This window comes from Alistipes sp. DJF_B185 (genome assembly GCF_964250025.1).
GTDB classification, from domain to species: domain Bacteria; phylum Bacteroidota; class Bacteroidia; order Bacteroidales; family Rikenellaceae; genus Alistipes; species Alistipes finegoldii.
In genome coordinates, this window is the sequence record NZ_CAXUDY010000035.1 from 1 (window position 1) to 3,759 (window position 3,759).

3 protein-coding genes are annotated in these 3,759 nt (G+C 55.4%); all 3 read right to left on the reverse strand.

Going from position 1 to position 3,759, the window contains the following annotated elements; genetic code table 11:
• Positions 1 to 1,856, reverse strand: a 1,856-nt coding sequence (gene mobC, locus ACESTR_RS15640) for a conjugal transfer protein MobC (RefSeq protein ID WP_373179419.1), incomplete at its 3' end; no start/stop codon positions are given.
• Positions 1,857 to 1,893: 37 nt separating this feature from the next.
• Positions 1,894 to 3,039 carry a conjugal transfer protein MobB gene (gene mobB, locus ACESTR_RS15645; protein WP_004319166.1) on the reverse strand — a complete coding sequence of 382 codons (1,146 nt, stop codon included), beginning with the start codon at positions 3,037 to 3,039 and terminating at the stop codon, positions 1,894 to 1,896.
• Positions 3,033 to 3,455, reverse strand: a complete 423-nt coding sequence (mobA, locus tag ACESTR_RS15650; protein ID WP_004295462.1) for a conjugal transfer protein MobA — start codon at positions 3,453 to 3,455, stop codon at positions 3,033 to 3,035. Before mobA ends, mobB begins: the two co-directional genes overlap by 7 nt.
• Positions 3,456 to 3,759: the final 304 nt, after the last annotated feature.

The window sequence follows — 3,759 nt, forward strand, 5'->3', positions numbered from 1 at the left end:
TCGGTAATTTGTGGTATCTTCTTGTACCGGGCCGTTTCCGCTTTCACTTTTTCGTTGTCCACGACAATCTCGCAGTGGAAAATCTTCTGCTCGATACGTTCGTCGAAATTGTCCGCCACGGCCCCGACGAACATTCCCTGCGTGAGCGTCGAGATCTTCGAGGCCGGGATCAGGCTGTCCAGCTGCGTGGATATGGATGTCGATTTGTCGCTGCGGCTCAACGTCATGCTCTGCCGCTTCTGCAATACCTTACCGAACCGTTCCGAGAGTGTCTTGGCCGTTTCACCTACGACCTGCCCGGAGAAGATGTTGCCCACCGTGTTCATCACGACGGCGGCCTCCTTGTCCCCGTAGTCCCTCTTCAACTGTGAAAAATCCTGGAAGCACAGCAGCACGGCGACCTTGTTGCTTCTGGCCGTGGCGATCAGGTTGTCGAGTCCCTTGAAGTAGATTGTCGGCAACTCGTCGATGATGATGCCCGATTTGAGCTGGCCTTTCTTATTTATGAGCTTGACAATCCGGGAATTATACAATCCCAAAGCCGCTCCGTAAATGTTTTGCCTGTCGGGATTGTTCCCCACGCAGAGTATCTTGGGATCGTCCGGGTTGTTGATGTCGAGCGTGAAATCGTCGCCCGACATGACCCAATATAGCTGGGGCGAAATCATGCGGGAAAGCGGAATTTTGGCCGATGCTATCTGGCCCTGGAGCTGGTCTTGAGCGCCTCCGAGCCAGGCATCCATAAAGGGGCTGAGGTAGTTTTCGAGTTCCGGGTAGGATGTCAGAATCGGGAAAATATCCTCGTACCGCTTGTTCAGGAACTCGATGGCGTGCGGGAAGGTACAATACCGCCCGTTGTCGTAGATGCGCAGGAACCAGATCACGGCCGCAAAAAGGATAATGGGGCTTTCCACAAAAAAATCGCCCTGCTTCTGCACCCAGCTTCGGTTCAGGTTGAGCATGATGGTATAGGCGCTCTCGTAGGCGTCCGAAATATCGGTCATGAAGTCCGGGTGAATGGGGTTACAGCGGTGCGAGCGGCGCGGGTCGTCGAAATTTATGACGTAGAAAGTCGGGATTTTCTTGTAACCTTTCTGGTGATTCAGCAGGTGGTTGTAAGCGATTTCCGAAAGATCGGGAAACTTGTAGTCATAGATGTATTGGGTATAGCCCTTTTCGATTTGCTGTTTAATGAACTGGTTTACAACACAATAACTCTTCCCGCTGCCCGGGCTTCCCATGCAGATGCAAGCCCTTTGCGGGTTTACGACATTGGCGAACCCGTTGTTCCACTGTTTGTTATAGTAAAATTTCGTCGGCAGATTTATGGAGTACTCGTTCTCGATCAGGCGTGTTTCCTGCTGGAATGATTCGTTCTCGTTGTTGAAAGGGTCATCCATGAGATTGTTCTTCAGCAGGCGGGACATCCACACGCCGCCCATCAAGAGGCAGATATACCCGGCCGATAGGGTCAGTATGTAGAAAGCCGCGTTCGCCATCGCCGTCAGCGGCAAGTCCAGCAGCCACCAGTTGAAGAAGAACAGCACGCCTCCCGTGGCCAGCGATGCCGTGATTTTCCGCCAGGTAATTTTCTCCTCTTTTACTCCTTTTGTCCCGAGGCATGAAAGGGCGAGGAACACGACGGCGAAAAGTTTCGTCCATAGTATATTCCGGAACAGCCCCGCGGTGCGGTCGAAGTTCAGCAGAATCCTATCGACCACGCCGATATTGATTCCCCATTCCCGTATCTGCCCGTAACAGAACCAGTAGATGTTGATAACCACGAACAAGATACTCAATGCCCGCATGAAATCCATTGTTTTTGCAAGACCCCGAAGGTCGTCTTCCTGTTGCATAACCGTAAAATTTAATAAATGAATGATAATTGAGATGTTATACTTTCCTCCGTCGTGAGGTATTCCGCTTCCGTTGCCCGTCCCGTCCGGCAGGCGCTTGTTTCGGGGACAAGTCCCTCGTGTTTTCCCCGGGATTCCGTTTCCCGCCGAAGCGCAGCTCGAAGGCGTTGGCCGAGTATGCCTTTCCCAGCCGTGATCCGTTCACGACCGTCCGTGTTTCGTGGTCAATGAACGTCACTCCCACGATGCGGCCGTTTTCGTTGCGTCGTATGTAGAGATCCACCCGGGCTCCCCGCAGGCGTTCGCGCAGTTCTTCCTCCGTGGGTTCTCCCCGAAGCGCTTTATCGACCCGGCCACGGATTTGCCTCCTCGTGTCGTCCTTCCCGAACCGTTCGGCGTTGCGCTCCATGTGCCGTTCCAGCCCGTCATACCCGACCTCTTTACCGAACAGTGAGGATTTGAGCGGCGCGGCCACTGCCTTGTCCCCGTTCTCGTCCAGCAGCGTGTAGAGCAATCCCCGGTAGGGGGTTCCGTTCCGCTCTCCCCGGACTTCCTCTATACCTATATTATATAAGGACAACAATGCCCGGAACTCGCCGAGGGTCTGGAAGCGGTATGTCGCCACGGCCGGTTTTATTACCGCTGCCACCTGGCGTTTCAGGTCGCCCCGCGTGTAATCGGCGGGGACGATCCCTTGCCCTTTCTCCCGCCTTCTCCCTTTGGCGGGATGCAGTCCGTACTCCCGTTCCAGTTCCTCGGTAACGGCCACGCTGCGTTCGTTGCGCCTGCTGTCGTTTATCTTGCGCCCGTCCTGGGCCACCTGCACCGACACGATATGGATATGCTCCCGTCCGATGTCGGTATGCTTGAATACGATATAAGGTTGTCCTCCCCAGCCCATGCGCTCCATGTAGGCCCCGGCTATCTCCGCGAGTTGCCCGTCGTCGAGGCGGTCTTCGGGAGCCGGGTTGAGCGACACGTGCACGACGGGTTTTTCCGTCCGGTAGTGCGAGGGCATCCAGCGCAGGAGGTCTTCTGCCGTCGCGGCCACGTTGAAGCGCCCATCCGCCGGCTCCCTCACGATGTGGGTCAGCAGCACCTTCCCGTCGCCCCGATCGACTTTCTCCTGGTTGTACGCCAGCGCGCCGTACACGTCTTTTCCGGTGGTGATATTGGCTACCATCGCTGTTTGAACTCTTCGGAGAGCGACACGACCTGCTGCCCGACGGCCGCCAGTTCACGTGTCGCTCTCTCCAGTTTATAGAGCAGCGCGAGTGTTTTCTTCTCGGAAAAATGCGCGTGCAGCTCCTTCACCACCTGGTTGTAATTCGTTCCCACGGCACGGAATTGGGCGTGGAAAGCGGTCAGCTTCGCCACGTATTCGAGCGTTCCCCGGTCGGTCTTTACCACCCGGAACGCCTCGTTGAACACTCTCGCTTTGATAAAAGCGGCTTTGGACAATAGCCCGGACTGCTCGTAAAGGTCGAGGAAACGGGCATGTTCCACGGCTGAAAAGTTTACCGAAAAGCGGTAAACGGCCGGGTCGTTTTTCGCGGGTCGTCCCCCTTTGCCCCCTCGGGGCTTTCTGTTCTTTTCCATCGCATCGAAATTTTAAGGAGAGGCCAGGGCCCCACCGGTTCCTGAAAATTCCGATCCCTTCGCGGCTTGCCGCCCTTCTGAAAAGCACCGACTCCGGAGGTGCTTTCTCCCCCTTGCGGGCAAGCTGTTTTCTGCTGCAAAACGAGAATCGTGCAGCAGAAAACACAGCTTGCTATTTGCCCTTTGCAAATACCTTCTGCCCGCTCGCGGACAGAACATTGAAAGAGCCGCCGTAAAACGGGGCAAGGACGGCTTCATTAGCGTCGGGATCGTTCACGAGGCAAAGATACCGACCTATTCAATC